The sequence below is a fragment of the Methyloligella solikamskensis genome (assembly GCF_042676065.1).
GTDB lineage: Bacteria > Pseudomonadota > Alphaproteobacteria > Rhizobiales > Methyloligellaceae > Methyloligella > Methyloligella solikamskensis.
Genome location: NZ_JBHTJO010000001.1, coordinates 985,459 through 1,003,998, shown reverse-complemented (window position 1 = coordinate 1,003,998; position 18,540 = coordinate 985,459). Strand labels below are relative to the sequence as shown.

The following is an 18,540-nucleotide window of genomic DNA, read 5'->3' as shown; positions in this document are numbered from 1 at the left end:
GCTGCGCTTGTGTGATGAGGACGCGGCAAGGACAAACCCTCGGGAATTGCTGCCGGAAAACGGTTGAAACCCACCTTTCCGAACGTTGTCCTTGGACCCTAGCGGCCATAAAGTTAACGACGCGTTTAGGCGTGTTTCGCAATGGGGCGAAACGGGCAGCCTTAAGCCCGCCAAAATCGTGCTAGACCAATCGGGCAAGCAGCAGGAGAGAGCCAACATGTCGGCGAGCCTCGGCCAAAAAGGCATGCCTGAAAGCCTCAGCGATCAAGGCGACGGGGAGCAGGTGCGCGATTTCCCCAATCAGGATATCCAGACCGATGCCATCGGCTCGGCCGCCCGCACCGTCGAGCTTGAGGTTCAAGGCCTGCGCGCCCTCGAAGCGGCCTTGCGCACCGATCTCGCCGAAAGCTTCGCCGAAGCCATCAAAGCCATCCGCGCCTGCCAGGGCCGCGTGATCGTTACCGGCATCGGCAAGAGCGGCCATATCGGCCTGAAGGTCGCCGCCACCCTGTCCTCCACCGGCACGCCCGCCTATTTCGTCCACCCGACGGAGGCAAGCCACGGCGACATGGGCATGATCACCGGCCAGGACATGATCCTCGCCTTCTCCTGGTCCGGCGAGACCATCGAGCTCGGCAACATCGTTTCCTATTCCAGCCGCTTCGCCGTGCCGCTCATCGCGGTGACGTCGAACGCGGAAAGCACGCTGGCCGAGGCGGCGGAGATCGTGCTCGCCCTGCCCCAGTCCAAGGAAGCCTGCCCGCTGGGCCTTGCGCCGACCACTTCGACCACCATGCAGCTTGCGCTCGGCGACAGCCTTGCCATCGCGCTGCTCGAGAGCCGCGGCTTCACCGCCGGCGACTTCAAGATCTACCACCCCGGCGGCAAACTCGGCGCCAAGCTGAAATTCGTCGCCGACCTGATGCATAAAGAAGATCGTCTGCCGATCGCCGCCGCCGAGACGCCCATGGCGGAAGCCCTGGTCGTCATGACGGAGAAGGCCTTCGGCTGCCTCGGCGTGGTGGATCAGGGAAACCGGCTTATCGGAATCATCACCGACGGCGATCTGCGCCGGCATATGGGCGATGGCCTGCTGGAGTCCTGTGCCGGCGATATCATGACGCCGGACCCCAAGACGATCACGCCTGACACCATGAGCTCGGAGGCACTCGCCATCATGAATATGAGCGAGCGCCCATTCACGGCGCTGTTCGTGGTGGAAAGCGGAAAGCCGGTGGGCATCATCCACATCCACGACTTGCTCCGCGCCGGCGTGGTTTAGCTGTCAGCTTCCAAACGGAATTTCACCTCACCCTGAGGGCGGGCGTAGCCCGCGTCTCGAAGGGTGTAGGCCCCGACTCTGGGAGAACGGTGGCCTCATGGTTCGAGACGCGCTCGCCGAGCGAGCGCCCTCACCATGAGGATGATAGACCAGCCCTAAGACGCCATAGCCGCAATGGGCGGGGCGGGACGCGCACGGCTGAAGGACCGGCCGGCATTCGGCATCACGTCCTTGCCGCCATAAGCCTGGGCCAGCTCGTCCGACAGCGCCTTGAAGTGATAGTGCTGCGCCATCTTGATCACGTAGACGAACAGAATATGCGGCTCAAGGCTGCGGCTCTTCATGATGCGCATCAGCTGCTTGCGATAGCGCGCCCGCATCTCATCGTCTTCCACCATGCGAAGCAGCCGCGAGGCGACCACGGCAAAGCGGATATAATTGAGCGTCGCGCGCTTGGCGAAGGCGAAGGGATGCTTCCACCAATAGGGCAGATTGTGAATCGCAAAACGGAAGCGCTCGTCGACGAACAGGGAATCGAGCCGCTCGAAATAGGCTTCCTCTCCATAGGACGTGCCCATCACCTCCACGAACCCGTCGCGTAGCTCCTCACGGCTCATGCCGAGCGGAATGACATTGGTGCCGTAGCGCTCCGAGCCCTCGTCGTCGTTGAGCCGTCCCGCCTCCTTCAGCCGCTTGTAGAGCGGCGTGGTCGGAATGGCGTGCAGCATGCCGATCAGGGCGGCGGAGATGCGTGCGTCCGACAGGAATTTCGGCATCACCTGGAAGATATCCGTCTCGTCGTGATCGAAGCCCACGATCATGCCGCACCAGACATCGAGACCGTGGTCCTGGATGCGGTGCACCCGGTCCAGCAGCGAGCCCGCATTGGGCCGCACGTTCTGGAGCTTCTTGGTCTCTTTGAGGGACTCTTCGTTCGGCGTCTCGATGCCGATGAAGACGCTCTGGAAATTGGCAAGCCCCATCAGCTCCATGAGCTCCTCGTCCTCCGCCAGGTCGAGGGAGGCCTCGGTGAACAGGGTCAGCGGGTAGGCCCGCGCCTGCTGCCATTCGATAATGTCCCGCAGGATCGGCTTGATAGCCTTCTTGTTGCCGATCAGGTTGTCGTCGACGATGAAGACGATCTTCAGCCCGGCCTTCTCGAAGGATTCCAGCTCGGCGATCACCTGATCCGACGTCTTCAAGCGCGGTTTCCGCCCGAAGGTCACGATGATGTCGCAGAACTCGCAGGTGAACGGGCAGCCGCGGGAAATCTGCATGCTGCCGAACATGTAGCGCTCGGCTTTGAGAAGCTCGACCCGGGGCAGCGGCAGCGTCGCGATATCGGTCTTTTCGGTCTGCTCGTAGCGGGTTTTATGGGTCCCGTTCTCCCAGTCCTGGAGAAATTCTGGCCACGTGGTGTCCGCCTCGCCGACGAAGATCACGTCGCACAGCCCTTCGAGCTGCTCCGGCTCCACGGTCGCCATGGGCCCGCCGACCACGGTCATGACACCGCGCTTGCGCACCTCCTCCAGGATCTCGCCGATCCGGCGTCCCTGGATGCTCATGCCGGTGAGGCAAACCAGATCCGCTCGGCCGAGCCGGTCGAAATCGATGTCCTCGACGTTCTCGTCGATGACCTCGACATCGTGATGATCGGGAACGAGGGCAGCAAGTAGCCCGAGGCAGGCAACAGGCAGATTGGCCTTCTTGCCGAGCAGCCCCATGCAGTGTTCCATCCCCCAGAAGGAGACGTCGAAGCGTGGATTGATAATGACGATATCGGCCATTCGTCCTCCCATACGCGGAGTTTCGATCGCTACCCCGCGCTTTCGTAAACCCTGAAACCCATCCTCGGGTTGCAAGAGGCAAAATTACGGCACCAGCGTAACACTTCTTAGGCCGCTTCGCTCTCTCCCGCCTTGGTAACGTAAAGGAGTGTTCCATCCGCGCCGGTCACGGTGACTTTCTCGCCCTCGGGCAGCTCCGGGCCGGAGACCCGCCAGACGCTGTCGCCGATGCGCACACTACCGCGCCCGTCGACGATGGGATCGACCAGGATGTAGGTCTTCCCCACATGCCGGGTGGCCCGCAGGTTCAGAAGGGGGCGATCGCTCGTAAGCGGATGATTGCGCAGATACCGCGCGGCCAGCCCCACGCTGATCAGCGAAAGAACGCCGAACCAGAGAAGCTGCCACTGCCAGGAGATATCGTAGCCGAAGGTGATCAGCCCGGTGACCGCGGCCGCCAGGCCGAACCACATGAAGAAGATGCCGGGCGCCGTGATCTCCAGCACGAACAGCACCGCCGCCAGGATCATCCAGCCCCAGGGACCGAATAAGAAGTTCTCTTCCATAGGGTCCTCCCTTTTCTCCGGCGGCAGTCTTCCCTGCCTTCGCTAGCTCGCTAAAATAGTGAGCTCTCTAAGAAGGCTAGCTTTTGTGCCCACCGCTCGTGGGCACGCCGCTGCCCGACGGCGGATTGCCGGAATTGCCGCCCTGGCCAAAGGCCTCCCGCGCGATCTCGCTCACGCCGGCGATGGAGCCGATCACGGAGCTTGCCTCCAGCGGCAGCATCAGAACCTTCTGGTTCTTGGCCGCCGCCAGCTCTTTGAGCGCTTCCACATATTTGTTGGCCACGAAATAGTTGATGGCCTGGATGTTGCCCGCAGCGATCGCCTCGGAGACCATGGCTGTCGCCTTGGCTTCGGCTTCCGCCTCGCGCTCGCGGGCTTCGGCGTCGCGATAGGCGGCCTCGCGCCGCCCCTCCGCCGCAAGGATCTGCGACTGCTTCTGGCCTTCGGCCTCGAGAATTTCGGACTGCCGCTCGCCCTCGGCGACCAGGATGGCGGCGCGTTTGTCACGCTCCGCCTTCATCTGCCGCGCCATGGCATCCACCAGATCCCGCGGCGGCTCGATATCCTTGATCTCGATACGTGTGATTTTCACGCCCCAGCTATGGGTGGCGTCGTCCACCACCCTCAGCAGCCGGTGATTGATCTCGTCGCGCTGGGACAGGAGCTCGTCCAGATCCATGCCGCCCATCACGGTACGGATATTGGTCATGGTCAGGTTCATGACCGCCAGCTCCAGGTCGGTGACCTCGTAGCTCGCCTGAGCCGCGTCCAGCACCTGGAAGAAGCACACCCCGTCGACCCGCACCATGGCGTTGTCCCGGGTGATCACCTCCTGGCTCGGCACCTCGGCCACCTGCTCCATCATGTTGATCTTGCGGCCCACGCGATCGATGAACGGGATGATGATGGTGAGGCCGGGCTGAAGGGTGCGGGTGTATTTGCCGAACCGCTCGACCGTGTAGTTGTAGCCCTGCGGGACCACCTTCACCCCCGCCAGAATGACGACGATGAACAGAACGAGAAGAACGAGAACGAAGAGATTGAAGCCGAACATCGAAGGTCCTCCAGCGGCCGAGCGGTACCGTATGCCCGCCTATTCGGAGGCGAACCTTAAGCCAAAACTGTCGCAGGCTCGATAGAAATCCGGGGACGAATCCCTTAGCGGACCCACCCCTGAAGCTCGCGGTCCACGACGGTCTCGATGACCCGCATGCCGTCGTCGCTGTCGTTCAGGCAGGGGATGAAGCTGAACTTCTCGCCGCCATGCTCCTCGAAGATCTCCCGGGCTTCGCCGTTGATCTCCTCCAGGGTCTCCACGCAATCGGCAACGAAGCCAGGCGTCATGATCGCCAAGCTCTTCACGCCTTCCTTGGCAAGCGCTTCCACTGTCTCGTCCGTATAGGGCGTCAGCCATTCCTCCGGGCCGAAGCGGGACTGGAAGGTCAGGCGGAACTTATGCTCGTCGAAGCCGAGCGCCTCGCGTAAGGCGTCCGCCGTCTCCTTGCACTGGCCCTGATAGGGGTCGCCCTTCTCGATATATTTCTTCGGCAGGCCGTGGAACGAGGCGAGGATGACTTCCGGATCGTAATCCAGCGTCGCCAGATGATTGCGCACCGAGTTGGCCAGCGCCTCGATATAGACCGGGTCCGTCGGATAGGCCGGCACCGTGCGCAGCGCCGGCTGGAAGCGCATTTTCTTCAGCGCATCGAACGCCTTGTCGTTCACCGTCGCCGTGGTCGGCGCTGCATATTGCGGATAGAGCGGAAACACCACAAGCCGGTCGCAGCCGGCCGAGGCCAGGGCCTCGATGCGCGATGCAATTGACGGCGTGCCGTAGCGCATGGCCCAGTCGACCACGATTTCGGGCATGCTCGCAAAACGCGCCGCAAGCTTCTCCGCCTGGTTGCGGGTGATGGTCCGTAGCGGCGACTCCTTCCGCTCGTTGTCCCAGATCGAGGCATAGGCCTCGCCGCTCTTCTTCGGCCGAACGGTCAGGATGATGCCGTTCAGAATGGGCCACCAGATCACCCGGGGGGTCTCGATCACCCGGCGGTCGGACAGAAATTCCTTCAAATAGCGCCGCATCGGCCAATAGGTGGTGTCATCGGGCGTACCGAGATTCACCAGCAACACACCAATACGTCCTCCGGGATGGGTCACACCTGGATTCTCCGCTGCAAATTGGCAGGGACCTGGCCTCTCAGTCATTTACTTACAACCTTTGGAACGCCGCGCTTGGGCGTTCAATAAACCATTCTGTATCAGCGGACTAGCTCTTGCCCGTGCTCTTGCCCGCCTGCGCCGCAAGCCGCATCGCTTGGCCAATAATCTGCGCGTGATCGAAGGCAAGATCAACGCTTTGCCAGTCGTCGATCCACTCCGCCGCAGCCGCATCGTCCCCCGCAACCGGAGTCGCCTCATCCGCCAGCTCGGTGAGAAACGCCGCGCTCACCGTATGCCCGCGCGGATCGCGATTGGGATCGGAGAACACACCGATCAGCGTCAGCGGCCCCACATCGAGCCCGACCTCTTCCTTCACCTCCCGCCGGCAGCCGTCTTCCACCGTCTCGCCGATATCGACGAAGCCGCCGGGCAGCGCATACTCTCCCTTATACGGCGGATTTCCGCGGCGGATCAGCAGCACGCGGCCCTGTGCATCAAGGATCACGCAATCTGTGGTGAGAGCGGGTGTGGCGGGCATTCCCATGACAATAGCCATTTCAGAGCGGCCGTGACCCGTCAATACGAGATGGCGCGGAGCCTCGCCCGCGCCGGCTTCGGACAAAAATAAAGCCCGCCAAAGGGGCGAGCCGATCCGATGTTTTGATAAGCTTAGCGGTCTTCGCGAGAGGCGAGATGCCTCGCTTCCTTCAAAGCCATGCCGAGAAGGTAGGCGAGAAAATCGAGCCCGGCGCCCCTCGTGGCTTCGATCATCGGGACCAAGCCGTCGGCGACCTCGGCTGCGGCCTGCCGCGACTCCTCGCTGCGCCCCGGTGTTTCGGGCTGTTTGGAATTCGCCATGCCGCCCCTTGATCTCGTACGCGGCCTCTTGGCGGGCCGCCCCCCAATAACGGATTAATCCGTACACACGCTTTTCTACGTGCTGGGAGGCGGCATGCCAAACGAATTCTCAAGCAACGCGAACCGCAAAGCCTTTGCTCGGATAAGGACTTGGAAGCCGCGGAGCCTATGGGGCTTTAACGTTTCGGGGCTGGGACGTAGCGCAGATAGGGTTTTTCTTCACGCCACCCTTCCGGATATTTCTTCTTTGCGTCCTCGTTCGACACGGCCGGCACGATGATGACCTCTTCGCCATTCTTCCAGTTGGCCGGCGTGGCAACCTGATGCTCCGCCGTCAGCTGCAGGGAATCGATGACGCGAAGAACCTCGTCGAAATTCCGGCCCGTGCTGGCGGGATAGTTCAGAGTCAGCTTAATCTTCTTGTCCGGCCCAATGACGAAGACCGAGCGCACGGTCAGCGTGTCGGAGGCGTTTGGATGGATCATCCCATAGAGATTCGCCACCTTCCGCTCAGGGTCGGCGATCAGCGGGAAATTCACCGCCGCGCCCTGGGTCTCCTCGATATCCTTCGACCACTCCTCATGGGCGTCGAGCGGATCCACGCTGAGACCGATCGCCTTCACGTTGCGCCGGTCGAACTCCGGCTTCAGTTTCGCCGTGGCGCCGAGCTCGGTGGTGCAGACCGGCGTGAAGTTCTTCGGGTGCGAGAATAGAACGCCCCAGGAATCGCCGAGCCATTCGTGAAACTTGATCGGCCCTTCCGTCGTCTGGGCTTCGAAATCGGGGGCAGTATCGCCAATCTGTAGAGCCATCGTAATCTCCAACTGAAATGTTCGGCCGGTCCGTGAGAACGGGCCCGACCTTGGTCTTGCATGGGATGTAGAAATCGACAGGGCAGGCTTTCAATCGCCGCCTGCAAAAAAGCAATTTGTTTCCGCCAAGAGCTCATCCCGCATAGGGCGGATGCTCTCTATGTAGCAATCGCGCGACAGAACCGCTAATGCGGCAGAGGCGCCGATGGCCGGAGAGCGATATCTCCGGCCATCTGAGTGTGAAGTCTGGACTTACGCTGCCTGGCGCTTCTGGTGACGACCCTCGAGGACTTCCTCGATGATCTTGTCGCAGAAGGCCGGCAGGTCGTCCGGATTGCGGCTGGTGACCAGCGCCTGATGCACGGCGACCTTCTTGTCCACCCACTTCGCGCCGGCGTTTTTCACGTCCGTCGCCATGGAGTGATACGAGGTCATCTCGCGGCCTTCCACCACGCCGGCTTCGATCAGCACCCACGGCGCATGGCAGATCGCAGCAAGCGTCTTCTGGGTGTTGAAGAAGTCGCGCACGAAGGTCACGGCCGTCTCGTTGGCGCGCAGGAGATCCGGGTTGATCTGGCCGCCGGGGATGACGAGTGCGGCATAGTCTTCGACCTTGGCCTCGTCCACTGTCTTGTCGACGGAGAGCGTGTTGCCGGACCAGTCCTTGCCCTTCCAGCCTTTGATCTCGCCCTTCTCAAGCGAAATGATCTCGATCTCGGCGCCGGCTTCTTCCAGCGTCTCTTTCGGCACCATCAGCTCCGACTCTTCGTAGCCGTCGGTGGCCAGGATGGCGATTTTCTTTCCGGTCAGCTCGTTCATGAGAAACCTCCTTGGAAAACAACATTTCTCAGGCGTTCTTGGGAGGCTAAACGCATGGCCGCCGCGCTTTGTTCGGCAAGTTATCGGGCAAGCGGGCGCGCCCCATCGACGCAAGACCGAAGATAAGATGGGCGAGATCGCACGAAGCGGAGGAGGCACAAAAAAAGGCCGCCCGGGTGCGAACCGGACGGCCTTCCGACCTTTACAAGGTCTACGGCTGGGGGGCCGGAAACTTTTCAGCCTGGGCGCTTAGCCTTGAGCGAAGCGCTGCCAGGTCACCACGACTTTGGCCCCGATCGGCACCCGCTGATACAGGTCGATCACGTCGCGGTTATACATTCGGATGCAGCCATGGGAGACCTCCTGGCCGACGGTCCAGGGCGCGTCCGTTCCATGGATGCGATAGAGGCTGTCGCCGAGATACATGGCCCGCGGACCTAAAGGATTGCGCGGATGGCCGCCCGGCACATAGGCCGGCAGCGCCGGATTTTCCCGCCGCATGTCCGCCGTCGGCGTCCAGCCCGGATTCACCTTCTTGGCCGTCACATGCATGACGCCCTGCCAGCGGGCATGGGCCATGGGCGCGCCGATCGGGTAGGAGATCGCCCGCGCATTGGGAAGCACGTAGTAGAGCTTCCGGTCGGCGAAGGAGACCAGGATGGTGCCGGGGTCGACCCGCGGCGTGAAGGAAACCAGCCTTGCCCCGGATGTCGCCTGAGTCGCGCGCGGATTATCCGGCTGGAAGATGCCGCCAAGGATGCCGGCATAGGCGAAGGCCGAAGATGAGCTCGCACACAGGGCGAGCAGCGCGACGCCAGTGAGCGCCGCACGGGAGAAGACGATACGCATAACAAAACCCCGTCTTTAAACGCCCACTGTCTTGCCACGATTTTGGTTTCCAGCCGGTTAAAGCCGTCTCCCTTCTGAGCAGAATCTGACTTTTGGGGCGTGGGAGGCGTCCAAATTGGGGTTTTCTTGTGCTGGCCCTTTGAGAGCCTGATTGACTCCCGCCCCGACTCGACTGTAGAACAAAATAGGAACATTCGTTCGGAGTTGTCCCATGGCCCACAACCCAGACGGCGCAGAGAGGTCGAGCGTCACGTCGGCTGGCGTTGCCGAAGCAGGCGGGCGGGAGAAACACCTGATTGAGCGGCTGCGGTCCCTCATTCGCAAGCTCGAGCAGGTGCCCGTGTCCTTCCATCACCACCCCCCCGCGACGGATGCGGAAGCCGCACCGTCCGCCTGCTTCTCATCTTCTCTTGTTGGCACCGAAGCACAGGATGAGGCGGCTTTTCCGCCGCTCCACCGCCTGGGCGAGCCGGGGCTCCATGAGCTGAAGCCGGACCGCTATGGCGACACCCCTGCCGCGCTTGGCTTCGCCCTCGGCGTCTTACGCTGCCAGGTGCGGGACGTCGAAGACGACGCGCCGCTTCTCTGGTGCCTCACCGAGAGCCAGCTGAAGGAGTGGGGGGCGCCCTACGCCCCCGGCCTGCTCGGCTTCGGCCTCGACCCCGCCCGGCTTCTCATCGTTCGGGTGAGGAATGCCACCGACGCCGCCTGGACCTTGGAGGAAGGGCTGAAGAGCGGCGCGCTGGCCGGACTTTTGGGTCAGGCGGAGATCGACAAGCCGGTCATGGCACGGCGCTTGGGGCTCGCTGCCAAGCAAGGCGGCCTCCCCTGCCTCCTCCTGTCGGATCACCGGCAAGCGAGCCTGCCCGGCAGCCTCACCCGCTGGCGCATCGCACCGTCTTTGAGCGGCCCCGAACCGTTCGACAAGCAAAGCCCCGGCCCGCCCCGCTGGCGTCTCACCCTGGAGCGGGCGAACAGAGAGCCCCCCGGACGAAGCTGGATCTTGGAATGGAACCGTCATGCGTATGATTTCCGTCTGGCTGCCCCACTGGCCGATCGAGCGGCTGAAGCGGGAACTGACCAGAAGCGCCGCTCCTCAAGCTGAGCGGCAGCACCAAATCGAGACCATAGAACGCCACCCCTTCGCACTTGTCGGCAGCGAGGGGCAGAAACTGCTCATCACCGCCCTGAACGCACCTGCGGAGCGGGCCGGCTTGAGCGAGGGCCAGGCCCTGACCGACGCCCGCGCGATTTATCCGCAGTTGCTCACCGCACCCGCCACGCTCGAAAGAGATGCCGAGGCGCTTCTGGCCCTCGCTCGCTGGGCGGAACGTTTCAGCCCTTGGCGCAACACCGACGGCACCGACGGGCTCTGGCTGGATGCCACCGGAATCGCCCATCTCTTCGGCGGCGAACAGGCGCTGCTGCAAAGCATGGAACGCGCCTTCGTCCGGCTGGGCCTGACCGTCCATCTCGCCATCGCAGACAGCCTGGGCACCGCTTGGGCCTGCGCACGGTTCGGACGCGAACCTCTCTCCGTCGTACCCCCCGGCAAACAGGAAACCGCTCTTAGTGCCCTTCCCGTGGAAGGCTTGCGTCTGAGCGATGACGCGGCCCGTCTCCTGCGGCGCTTAGGGCTGAAGCGCATCGGCCAGCTCTACGATTTGCCCCGAACGAGCCTGAAACGCCGCTTCGCCTCCCGCGAGATCGCAGACGCCGTGCTGCGCCGTCTCGACCAGGCGCTAGGCCGCCACGACGAGCGCGCCATACCCCTCCTGAAGGACCCGCCGCAGACGGCCCATCTCTCTTTTCCGGAACCGCTCATCACCCATGAGGGAATCGTCGCCGCGCTCGCCACCCTCGCCGATGAGCTGTGCGGAAACCTGGCCGACGCCCATCTCGGCATGCGGCGGGTCGCCTTCCGCCTCACCCGGGCCGATGGCGGAGCCTCTATCGTCCGCGCCGGCTTCAGCGCGCCCTGCCGGGAGGCGCATCATCTCTGCGACCTGCTGGAGAAAAAGCTGGAAGGTCTCGATCTCGGCTTCGGCATCGACACGCTTCACCTCACCGCCTTCGCCCTGGAATCCCTGACGCCCCATCAGACGGCCCTCACCAAAGATACGGGCCGCGCGGCGCTGGCACCCCTGGCCGACCGGCTGACGAACCGGTTGGGTCCCCGCGCCGTGCGCCGGCTGGAGCCTCGCCAGAGCCATCTGCCCGAGCGAGCCCAGCGTGCACGATCCCTCAGCGCCAAGCCCGTTCCGAATAAGCCAATCCCGAAAGTGCAGGAGGTCCTGCGCGTGCTCAAAGCCAAGCCGCCACGCCCGGCTCTCTTTCTTCGCAAGCCCGAGCCGCTCCAGGTTCTGGCGGAAATCCCCGAAGGTCCGCCAGCCCGCTTCACCTGGCGCCGGGTCACCCGCCGCATCGTGAAGGCCGAAGGCCCCGAACGCATCGCCCCGGAATGGTGGCGCCTACAGCTTCCGAAAACTCGCGACTATTACCGCGTCGAGGATGAAGACGGCCGCCGCTACTGGGTCTATCGCGAAGGCCTCTATCAGGAGAGCGAGGACGGGGACCCCGCCTGGTATCTGCAGGGTGTGTTCCAGTGACACCCCGCTATGCCGCCTTGGACGTCACCAGCAATTTCTCGTTTCTGGAGGGCGGCTCCCATCCCGAAGAGCTGGTCGCCACGGCCAAGGCTCTGGGTCTCGATGCCATCGCCATCGCCGACCGCAACACCCTGGCCGGCGTCGCCCGCGGCCACCTCGCCGCACGGGAAATCGGCATGCGCTTCATCGTCGGCGCCCGGCTCGATCTTCAGGACGCGCCGAGCCTGCTCGCCTACCCGACCGACCGCGCTGCGTACGGCCGTCTCTGCCGTCTGCTCACCCTGGGCCAGCGCCGCGCCGAGAAGGGCGACTGCATTCTTTCTCTGGAGGATGTGGCGGAACTCGCCGAAGGGCTGATCTTCATCGCTCTCCCGCCGGAGAATCTGGTGTTCGACGATGCACACGACACCAAGCCCCCCGCTCCCCCGCGCGCAGAGATCCTGCGCTTTCCCGGCAACACAGATCTCCCTCTCCCCTCGGGGGAGAGGGGCGGGGTGAGGGGGGACCTACCCATCGATTCTTCATCCCCCTCACCCGGCGCTTGCAGCGCCGACCTCTCCCCGACGGGGAGAGGTTATGACGCTCTATCGGTCGAATCGGGCGATGACACGTCATCGAAAGCCGACTTCCCCGCCCAGCTCCGCCGCCTCAAGCAAGCACTCCCCGCACCTCTCTATCTCGCCGCGCGCCACACCTACGCGGGCCACGACCGCGCGCGCATCGCGGCTCTCGCAAAGCTCGGACAAGAGGCCGGCACCCCCATCGTCGCCAGCACTGGCGCGCTCTATCACGCCGCCCATCGCCGCCCGCTCCAGGACGTGCTCACCTGCATCCGCGAGAAATGCATCATCTCGGAAGCCGGCTTCCATCTGCGCGCCAATGCCGAGCGCCATCTGAAAACCGCGGCGGAGATGGCCCGCCTGTTTAAAGGCCATGAAGACGCTCTGGCCCGCTCCATCGAGATCGCGGATCGCTGCCGCTTCTCCCTCGACGAGCTGAAATACGAATACCCGGACGAGCCGGTGCCCAAGGGCAAGACACCCCAATCCCATCTGGAAGAGCTGGCCTGGGCGGGCGCCCACTGGCGCTTCCCGGACGGCGTGCCGGACCGCATCCGTGTCTTGATCGAGAAAGAGCTGACCCTCATCGATCAGCTCCGCTACGCGCCCTACTTCCTCACAGTCCACGACATCGTCCATTTCGCGCGCAGCCGCGCTATCCTCTGCCAGGGGCGCGGAAGCGCGGCCAACTCCGTGGTCTGCTACTGCCTCGCCATCACCAATGTGAACCCGGCGGAGATCGACCTGCTGTTCGAGCGGTTCATCTCGCCGGAGCGCAACGAGCCCCCCGATATCGATGTCGATTTCGAGCATGAGCGCCGCGAGGAGGTGATCCAGTATATCTACGGCCGCTATGGGCGGGAGCGCGCCGGTCTCGCCGCCACGGTGATCTCCTATCGCGGCCGCTCCGCCATCCGCGAGGTCGGCAAGGCCATGGGCCTTTCCGAAGACACGGTCGCGGCGCTCTCCGGCACGGTCTGGGGTCTCTCAAATCGCGGGCTCCCCGAGGAGTATGTCCGCCAGGCCGGCCTCGACCCCGACGACCCGCTCCTCGCCCGCACCCTGGAGCTGACCCAGGAGCTCATCGGTTTCCCCCGGCACCTCTCCCAACATGTCGGCGGCTTCGTGCTCACCCGCGGGCCGCTTTGCGAGACCGTACCTATCGGCAACGGCGCCATGGCCGACCGCACATTCATCGAATGGGACAAGGACGATCTCGACGCGCTGGGCCTCATGAAGGTCGATGTGCTGGGGCTCGGCATGCTCACCTGTATCCGCAAATGTCTCAGCCTGCTGAAAACCCATTACGGCCGCGACCTGACGCTCGCCACCGTGCCCCGCGACGATCCGGCCACCTACGACATGCTCTGCCGCGCCGACTCTCTCGGCGTCTTTCAGGTGGAGAGCCGGGCCCAGATGAACATGCTGCCGCGGCTGAAGCCCCGCTGCTTCTACGATCTCGTCATCGAGGTCGCCATCGTCCGCCCCGGCCCAATTCAGGGCGACATGGTGCATCCATACCTGCGCCGCCGCTCCGGCGACGAGAAAGTCGAGTTCCCCTCGCCCGCGCCCGAGCACGGCCCCGAAGACGAACTCCATCAGGTGCTCGGCAAGACCATGGGCGTGCCGCTGTTTCAGGAGCAGGCCATGCGGCTTGCCATGGTGGCGGCCAAGTTTTCCTCCGAAGAAGCGAACGAGCTACGCCGCGCCATGGCCACCTTTCGCCGCCGCGGCACCATCGGCAAGTTGGAGCATAAGATGGTCTCCCGCATGACCGCGCGCGGCTATCCGCGGGATTTCGCCGAGCGCTGCTTCAACCAGATCAAGGGCTTCGGCGAATACGGCTTCCCCGAAAGCCATGCCGCCAGCTTCGCCCACCTCGTCTATGTCTCGTCCTGGCTGAAATGCCACTACCCGGCGGCCTTCGCCGCGGCGCTGCTGAATTCCCAGCCCATGGGCTTTTACGCCCCGGCCCAGATCGTCCGCTGCGCCCGCGAGCATGGTGTGGAAGCGCGCGAGGCCGACATCAATCACAGCCTCTGGGATTGCACATTGGAGCGGATCGAAGACGATGCGAATGACGCACCGCCTCACCCAAAACTCGGCTGTCATCCCGGCGAAAGCCGGGATCCAGTAACCACCCCCTTCGCCCTGCGCCTCGGCCTGCGCCAGATCGACGGCCTCAAGGAAGACGATGCACGCACCCTGGTGGCGAAACGCGACAACCGCCCGCCCGACAGCGAGCCTCATATCTTCGCGCCACCGGCGGCTCTCCTGCCGCCGGGCTCAGAGAGAGCAGAAAACGAGAAAACCCCCTACACCGACCTCCACAGTCTCTGGCGCCGCAGCGGTCTCTCCCGCGCCACCTTAGAGAGACTGGCCGGGGCGGACGCCATGCGTTCCTTGAGCCTCGACCGGCGCCAAGCCCTCTGGGCCGTGCGCGGGCTCCCAGAGACGGAAGCGCTTCCCCTTTTCCAGCATGCCGATGCGAAGGAGATGGGCGAAGAGCCGCAAGCGAAGCTGCCCGAGATGCCCCTGCCCGAGCATGTGGTGAACGACTACCGGTCTTTGCGTCTTTCCCTGAAGGCCCACCCCATGCAGTTCCTGCGCGACTATTTCGCCAAGCGCAGCGCCGCGACCTGCGCCGATCTCAAAACCGCCCGCGACGGAAGCCGCATTCATGTCGCCGGGGTCGTGCTCGTCCGCCAAAGGCCGGGCTCCGCCCAAGGCGTCGTCTTCATGACCATCGAAGACGAGACCGGGGTGGGCAACGCCGTCGTCTGGCCGAAGACCTTCGAGAGGTTCCGGCGTGAGGTCATGGGCTCCCGGCTCATCGTTATCCACGGCCGCATCCAGCGCCACGAGGACATCATTCATATCGTCTCCGAGCGGCTGGAAGACCGCAGTGATCTTTTGGGCCTGCTCTCCGAGGGCGGGCTGGAGGCCAACGACCTGTTGGCCAATGCCGACGAGGTCCGCCGCCCCGATCCCGGCTCCTGGCGCGGGACGAAGCTGGACAAGCGCAAACAGGAAGCCGTCTTCGACCTTCCCGTGGCACATGGCGATCACGTCAAACATGGCGGCGAGGATGCACGCGCCCGCGCCAAGGCGAGGACGGAAGAAAAACAGGACCGCTACAGCCGGCCCCACCCGCGTTGGCGCCCGAAGCATCCTAGGGCCGAACGCATCATCCCGAAATCGAGGGATTTTCACTAACAGCCCCGCAGCCGCTGGTACGGCAGCACAAAAGGCTTATCTTCGGGCCATGAAAAGAACGCTCACCTCTCTCCTTCTCACCTTCCTCCTTCTCTCCCCAGCCACCGCCCCCGCTCAAGACGCGGCTCAAAGCGACACGCGCCAGCCCGAGGCCGGAAGCGCCATCGCCACCAAGCCGCTTGTCAAAGCGAAGCACGAGATGGTGGTGGCCGCCCATCCGCTTGCCGCGGAAGCCGGCCTGAAGATGCTGGAGAAAGGCGGCAGCGCGATCGATGCGGGCATCGCCGTGCAGCTCGTGCTGAACCTCGTCGAGCCGCAATCGTCGGGCATCGGCGGCGGTGCCTTCGCCCTCTATTGGGACAAGGAGGCGAAGTCGCTCTCAGGCTTCGACGGGCGCGAGACGGCGCCTGCGGACGTGGGCGAAAACCTCTTTCTCGATGAGAACGGCAAGCCGCTGAAGTTCAAGGACGCGGTGGCCTCAGGCAAATCCATCGGCACGCCCGGCGTCCTCGCCATGATGTGGAAGATGCATGAGCGCTACGGCAAGCTTCCCTGGAAGCAGCTGTTCCAGCCCGCGATTCGTATCGCCGAAGCCGGATTCCCCGTCTCGGAGCGCCTCTCCACTTTGCTGGATAATATGAAACCCGGCGACTTCGCGCCTTCGGCCCGGAACTACTTCTATCCCGGTGGCGCCCCGCTTCAGCCGGGCGACACGCTTAAGAATCCCGCCTTCGCGAAGACGCTTCGAACCATCGCCGAGGACCGCCCAGACGCCTTCTATTCCGGCGCGCTCGCAGGCGAGATCGCCACGACCGTCGCCAACGATCCCCGCGCGCCCGGCAAGCTCTCCGCGCAGGACCTCGCCGATTACGAGGCCCAGGAGCGCCAGCCCGCCTGCGTGCTCTATCGCAAGATCGAAGTCTGCGGCGCAGGCTTGCCATCGTCCGGCGGTATCACCGTCGGACAGATCTTGAAGCTCGCCGAGCCCTTCGATCTGGGAGACAAGCCCCTGACTCTGCCGCCCACGCAAATTATTGCCGATGCGGAGCGTCTCGCCTTCGCCGACCGGGGCGAATATCTCGCCGACAGCGATTTCGTCGACGTGCCGGTGAAGGGTCTTCTCGATCCGGCCTATCTGGCGGAGCGCGCGAAGCTGATCACGCCAGGCAAACGCCTGCCTAAAGCCGAACCCGGCATTCCGCCCGGTGTCGATCCCGACCGCTTCGGCAAGGACGCCACGGATGAGCGGCCCGGCACCAGCCACTTCTCCATCGTGGATAGAGACGGCAACGCGCTCTCCATGACCACGAGCATCGAACAGGCCTTCGGAGCCCGCACCATGGTGGGCGGCTTCCTGTTGAACAATCAGCTGACCGACTTCTCCTTCGAGCCGAAGGACAAGGATGGCCGCCCGGTCGCTAACCGCGTCCAGCCCGGCAAGCGCCCGCGCAGCTCCATGGATCCGACCATCGCCTTTACGGATAAGAACGGCGGCCGCGGCCTGCGCTACGTGCTCGGCTCACCCGGTGGACCGGGGATCATCCTGTTCAATGCCAAGACGCTCTTCGCCATGATTGATTGGCATCTCGATCCGCAAGCCGCCGTGGACGTCGCCAATTTCGGCGCGGTCGGCAACACGCTCCTCCTGGAGACCGATCCCGGCCTGGACGATCTCGCCGGGAAGCTGGAGGCGCTCGGCTACAAGGTAAAGCGCTCGTCCCTCACCAGCGGCCTGCACGTCATCGCGGTCACAGCTGAGGGCCTCGAAGGCGGCGCCGATCCGAGACGCGAAGGCGTGGCGTTGGGGCACTGATGCGCGCTATGGCTCGACCATGAGCGATTCCCCTAACACAATCGCCATTCGCGGCGCCGGCATCACCGGTCTCTGGCAGGCGCTCATGCTCGCGCGCAAAGGCTATGACGTGACCGTCTACGAGCGATCGGAAGCCCCCTTCGCCGACACTGCGAGCCGCTACGCCGCCGCCATGCTCGCACCCCGCTGCGAGGAGGAAAGTGCAGAAGCGTTCGTACGGGATCTGGGCCTGCGCAGCATCGCGCTCTGGCAGGAGAGCTACCCCGGCACGATCGTAAACGGCAGCCTGGTGCTAACGCTGCCCCGGGACCGGCCGCTCCTTGAACGGTTCTCCCGGATGACGAGTCAGCACGAGCGCATCGGCCGCGAGCGGATCGAAGAGCTGGAGCCCGGCCTCGCGGACCGGTTCGAGATGGCGCTCTTCTTCGAAGACGAAGCCCACTTCCCGCCGGAAGCCGCCATGGCGTGGGCGCAAAAAGCCGCGGAAGAGGCAGGCGCGCGCTTCGTGCTTGGGACCGAGGAATACGACAAGACAGCCGATCTCGTCATCGATTGCCGGGGCCTTGGCGCCCGGGCCGACCTGCCGGAGCTCCGCGGGGTGCGCGGGGAACGTATCATCGTGCGCAGCGAGGAGATCGCGCTGTCCCGCCCGATCCGCCTGCTCCACCCGCGCCAGCCCCTCTATGTCGTCCCGCGCGGCAACCACGAATACATGCTCGGCGCCACGGCCCTCGAGAGCGACGAAGGCGGCAGGATCAGCGTGCGCTCCACCCTCGATCTACTGGGCGCGGCTTACGCTCTCGACCCCCGCTTCGGGGAGGCGGAAATCGTCGCCCAGGGCGCCGGCGTCCGCCCGGCCTTTCCCGACAACCGCCCTAGGATTATCGTCTCACCTCGCTATATCTATGTGAACGGCCTTTTCCGGCACGGCTTTCTGCTCGCCCCGGCCTTGGCCGAACTTGTCGCGAACTATCTGGAAGACGGCACGCGCGAGGAGGACCTCTTTGCAGATTCTCTTGAACGGTGAACCGCTGGCGACCGAAGCGGACGATCTCGCTGCGCTTTGCGCCGAGCTGGAGCTCGCCGACGCCAAGATCGCCACGGCCCGCAACGGCGATTTCGTGCCGGTAGCCGCCCGCGCCCAAACCCGCCTGGCCAATGGCGACGAGATCGAGATCGTCGCGCCACGCCAAGGCGGATAAGAAT

Annotated in this window: 16 protein-coding genes; 7 read left to right on the top strand and 9 right to left on the bottom strand. The window is 64.1% G+C overall.

From position 1 onward, the window contains the following. Positions 1 to 217: 217 nt before the first annotated feature. Complete coding sequence (locus tag ACFQ2F_RS04815) at positions 218 to 1,282, top strand: KpsF/GutQ family sugar-phosphate isomerase (RefSeq protein ID WP_379086506.1); 1,065 nt, start codon at positions 218 to 220, stop codon at positions 1,280 to 1,282. A gap of 155 nt (positions 1,283 to 1,437) precedes the next feature. On the opposite strand, the gene ACFQ2F_RS04810 is transcribed toward ACFQ2F_RS04815, so the two are convergent. The 9 genes from ACFQ2F_RS04810 to ACFQ2F_RS04770 form a co-directional block, all read right to left on the bottom strand. Then, positions 1,438 to 3,069, bottom strand: coding sequence for a radical SAM protein (locus ACFQ2F_RS04810; RefSeq protein ID WP_379086502.1), 1,632 nt, complete (start codon positions 3,067 to 3,069; stop codon positions 1,438 to 1,440). 107 nt (positions 3,070 to 3,176) lie between these two features. Next, positions 3,177 to 3,635, bottom strand: a complete 459-nt coding sequence (locus ACFQ2F_RS04805; protein ID WP_379086499.1) for an NfeD family protein — start codon at positions 3,633 to 3,635, stop codon at positions 3,177 to 3,179. Positions 3,636 to 3,711: 76 nt separating this feature from the next. Continuing rightward, positions 3,712 to 4,689: an SPFH domain-containing protein gene (locus ACFQ2F_RS04800; RefSeq protein ID WP_379086496.1), complete on the bottom strand. Its 978-nt coding sequence runs from the start codon at positions 4,687 to 4,689 to the stop codon at positions 3,712 to 3,714. 104 nt (positions 4,690 to 4,793) lie between these two features. Beyond that, complete coding sequence (hemH, locus tag ACFQ2F_RS04795; RefSeq protein ID WP_379086493.1) at positions 4,794 to 5,843, bottom strand: ferrochelatase; 1,050 nt, start codon at positions 5,841 to 5,843, stop codon at positions 4,794 to 4,796. 61 nt (positions 5,844 to 5,904) lie between these two features. Beyond that, a complete protein-coding gene (locus tag ACFQ2F_RS04790; RefSeq protein WP_379086490.1) occupies positions 5,905 to 6,336 on the bottom strand; it encodes an NUDIX domain-containing protein in 432 nt (143 codons plus the stop codon). Positions 6,337 to 6,467: 131 nt separating this feature from the next. Beyond that, on the bottom strand, positions 6,468 to 6,656 hold the full coding sequence (locus tag ACFQ2F_RS04785; RefSeq protein ID WP_379086487.1) for a hypothetical protein: 189 nt from the start codon (positions 6,654 to 6,656) through the stop codon (positions 6,468 to 6,470). A 176-nt stretch (positions 6,657 to 6,832) separates the two neighbouring features. Beyond that, on the bottom strand, positions 6,833 to 7,468 hold the full coding sequence (locus tag ACFQ2F_RS04780; protein ID WP_379086484.1) for a peroxiredoxin: 636 nt from the start codon (positions 7,466 to 7,468) through the stop codon (positions 6,833 to 6,835). Positions 7,469 to 7,720: 252 nt separating this feature from the next. Further along, complete coding sequence (locus ACFQ2F_RS04775) at positions 7,721 to 8,287, bottom strand: type 1 glutamine amidotransferase domain-containing protein (protein WP_379086481.1); 567 nt, start codon at positions 8,285 to 8,287, stop codon at positions 7,721 to 7,723. A gap of 249 nt (positions 8,288 to 8,536) precedes the next feature. Beyond that, on the bottom strand, positions 8,537 to 9,136 hold the full coding sequence (locus ACFQ2F_RS04770) for a L,D-transpeptidase (RefSeq protein ID WP_379086478.1): 600 nt from the start codon (positions 9,134 to 9,136) through the stop codon (positions 8,537 to 8,539). A 211-nt stretch (positions 9,137 to 9,347) separates the two neighbouring features. Between ACFQ2F_RS04770 and ACFQ2F_RS04765 the strand changes: the two genes are divergently transcribed. The 6 genes from ACFQ2F_RS04765 to thiS are packed head-to-tail and all read left to right on the top strand — an operon-like array spanning position 9,348 to position 18,536. Then, positions 9,348 to 10,241, top strand: a complete 894-nt coding sequence (locus ACFQ2F_RS04765; RefSeq protein ID WP_379086475.1) for an ImuA family protein — start codon at positions 9,348 to 9,350, stop codon at positions 10,239 to 10,241. Beyond that, a complete protein-coding gene (locus ACFQ2F_RS04760) occupies positions 10,156 to 11,745 on the top strand; it encodes a Y-family DNA polymerase (protein ID WP_379086472.1) in 1,590 nt (529 codons plus the stop codon). Before ACFQ2F_RS04765 ends, ACFQ2F_RS04760 begins: the two co-directional genes overlap by 86 nt. Further along, positions 11,742 to 15,521, top strand: a complete 3,780-nt coding sequence (locus tag ACFQ2F_RS04755) for an error-prone DNA polymerase (RefSeq protein ID WP_379086469.1) — start codon at positions 11,742 to 11,744, stop codon at positions 15,519 to 15,521. The genes ACFQ2F_RS04760 and ACFQ2F_RS04755 overlap by 4 nt, the downstream gene beginning before the upstream one ends. Positions 15,522 to 15,570: 49 nt before the next feature. After that, on the top strand, positions 15,571 to 17,334 hold the full coding sequence (gene ggt, locus ACFQ2F_RS04750; RefSeq protein ID WP_379086466.1) for a gamma-glutamyltransferase: 1,764 nt from the start codon (positions 15,571 to 15,573) through the stop codon (positions 17,332 to 17,334). Positions 17,335 to 17,353: 19 nt separating this feature from the next. Further along, positions 17,354 to 18,361 carry an FAD-dependent oxidoreductase gene (locus ACFQ2F_RS04745; RefSeq protein ID WP_379086463.1) on the top strand — a complete coding sequence of 336 codons (1,008 nt, stop codon included), beginning with the start codon at positions 17,354 to 17,356 and terminating at the stop codon, positions 18,359 to 18,361. Continuing rightward, positions 18,339 to 18,536, top strand: a complete 198-nt coding sequence (gene thiS, locus ACFQ2F_RS04740; protein ID WP_379086460.1) for a sulfur carrier protein ThiS — start codon at positions 18,339 to 18,341, stop codon at positions 18,534 to 18,536. Before ACFQ2F_RS04745 ends, thiS begins: the two co-directional genes overlap by 23 nt. Positions 18,537 to 18,540 lie beyond the last annotated feature (4 nt).

Coding starts and splice junctions, on each gene's coding strand:
- ACFQ2F_RS04815 (WP_379086506.1), top strand. CDS start 218: ATGTCGGCGAGCCTCGGCCAAAAAGGCATGCCTGAAAGCCTCAGCGAT.
- ACFQ2F_RS04810 (WP_379086502.1), bottom strand. CDS start 3,069: ATGGCCGATATCGTCATTATCAATCCACGCTTCGACGTCTCCTTCTGG.
- ACFQ2F_RS04805 (WP_379086499.1), bottom strand. CDS start 3,635: ATGGAAGAGAACTTCTTATTCGGTCCCTGGGGCTGGATGATCCTGGCG.
- ACFQ2F_RS04800 (WP_379086496.1), bottom strand. CDS start 4,689: ATGTTCGGCTTCAATCTCTTCGTTCTCGTTCTTCTCGTTCTGTTCATC.
- hemH (WP_379086493.1), bottom strand. CDS start 5,843: ATGACTGAGAGGCCAGGTCCCTGCCAATTTGCAGCGGAGAATCCAGGT.
- ACFQ2F_RS04790 (WP_379086490.1), bottom strand. CDS start 6,336: ATGCCCGCCACACCCGCTCTCACCACAGATTGCGTGATCCTTGATGCA.
- ACFQ2F_RS04785 (WP_379086487.1), bottom strand. CDS start 6,656: ATGGCGAATTCCAAACAGCCCGAAACACCGGGGCGCAGCGAGGAGTCG.
- ACFQ2F_RS04780 (WP_379086484.1), bottom strand. CDS start 7,468: ATGGCTCTACAGATTGGCGATACTGCCCCCGATTTCGAAGCCCAGACG.
- ACFQ2F_RS04775 (WP_379086481.1), bottom strand. CDS start 8,287: ATGAACGAGCTGACCGGAAAGAAAATCGCCATCCTGGCCACCGACGGC.
- ACFQ2F_RS04770 (WP_379086478.1), bottom strand. CDS start 9,136: ATGCGTATCGTCTTCTCCCGTGCGGCGCTCACTGGCGTCGCGCTGCTC.
- ACFQ2F_RS04765 (WP_379086475.1), top strand. CDS start 9,348: ATGGCCCACAACCCAGACGGCGCAGAGAGGTCGAGCGTCACGTCGGCT.
- ACFQ2F_RS04760 (WP_379086472.1), top strand. CDS start 10,156: ATGCGTATGATTTCCGTCTGGCTGCCCCACTGGCCGATCGAGCGGCTG.
- ggt (WP_379086466.1), top strand. CDS start 15,571: ATGAAAAGAACGCTCACCTCTCTCCTTCTCACCTTCCTCCTTCTCTCC.
- ACFQ2F_RS04745 (WP_379086463.1), top strand. CDS start 17,354: ATGAGCGATTCCCCTAACACAATCGCCATTCGCGGCGCCGGCATCACC.